General features: G+C 60.8%; 1 protein-coding gene. It reads right to left on the bottom strand.

Annotated features, from left to right (window positions below; genetic code table 11):
• Positions 1-112: 112 nt before the first annotated feature.
• Positions 113-1,258 carry a hypothetical protein gene (locus JHD63_RS22550; RefSeq protein WP_233168551.1) on the bottom strand — a complete coding sequence of 382 codons (1,146 nt, stop codon included), beginning with the start codon at positions 1,256-1,258 and terminating at the stop codon, positions 113-115.
• Between the last annotated feature and the right edge of the window lie 113 nt (positions 1,259-1,371).

Consider the following 1,371-nt stretch of genomic DNA (forward strand, 5'->3'; position numbering starts at 1 on the left):
ACTGGCAGCAACGGCTTGATCTTTTTGTACAACACCGCGCTAACTTCCTTGTTTCTTTTCTTTCCCATGCACCGTCAACGCGCATCCCGCGCTTGGCGATGACAGGCTTTTGTTAGCCGCTCTTAGTCAGCTGTTCGTTGATGGTGTGCGCAAAGGAGATCGTAGTCGCCGATTCCACGTGATCCAGGAGCTCGACGGGCCAGTCCACACCGACCGGCACGGCCGCGGGCCTGCTGTCGACCAGCGTAGGAATGAGCGTTCCTCGCAGCACTTGTTCTGGGTCGATATTGCTGTCGTCGATCTTGGAGCCAATGTTCTTGCACCATGCCGCGAACTGGTCGACGCGCAATCGCAGATTGGACCACACCCTCCCCCGCTTGCCCGCGCCGACGGAGGTCAGCCCGCCGTTCTCAAACCCTACGCCCGCGAGCACAGCCTTGGTGGTGGTGGCCAACGTTGCGTCGGCCAGCAGCGCACCTACGTCTGGCCCCATCCGACCGGTATAGCGGATCTGACGACCCAGTTGCTCGTCCAGTCCAACGTTGGTGAGCATCAGCCGATTGATGCCGGCAAACACCCGAAAGACATCGGGTGCCTTGATGAGTTCGACGTTGTCGCCGCAAAGCGCCTTTGCGAAGTCCGAGTAGTTGCCGTTGTTCGCCGAGCCATGGATGTAGAGCAGCGCCTTGTCCGGATCCAAGATCGCGATGCACAGCTCCCAGGCGACGCCGTCAACTGTCGAGATGTCTGTCCACGGAACGCCCTGTCGTCGAGCCGCGATGACAACCAGCATCCGCTCCGCTTCATTGAGGATCGGGTACACCTGCTCGGAGTCGCTGCTCCCCTTGAACGCCGCCTTGAAGGCTCCAGGGGTCCAGCGGGCGCATTGCGTACGATAGAGCACCATGCTGGCAGCCGGCTGAATCTCGGTGAGCGGGATCTCATCCAGCTGTCCCACGAAGCCGCCCATGAACCGCTGCGCCTCGAGTTCCTGGCCGATCGCGCCCTCGCTCAGATGGGGGAGCAGGAGGTTCCAGTCGGGGTCCTGCGCGTACAGGGCGCGCAGTTCCTCCTTGAGATTGACGTCCGCTGTGTTGGCAATGAAGACGGGTTCGCCGAGATCTTCCCTCGCTCGAGTGAACCGCCCGGCGAGCTGAAGCGTGACGGCCAGGCTCTTTCGCAGGTCATGGAACGCAGCGATCTTGAGCTCCGGCATGTCGAAGCCCTCGCCCAGCATGTCGACGCTGTTGATTTCCACGCAGAAGTGACCCACTAACCCCCAGGATTTCCATCCAAACCTGACCCACGTACTAACCCTAACCTGCTGCTTCGTTGAGCAGCAGGAGACCAGGAGTGATAGACGTGGCAACA

The sequence above is a fragment of the Xylophilus sp. ASV27 genome, assembly GCF_016428875.1.
Lineage (GTDB): Bacteria > Pseudomonadota > Gammaproteobacteria > Burkholderiales > Burkholderiaceae_C > Xylophilus.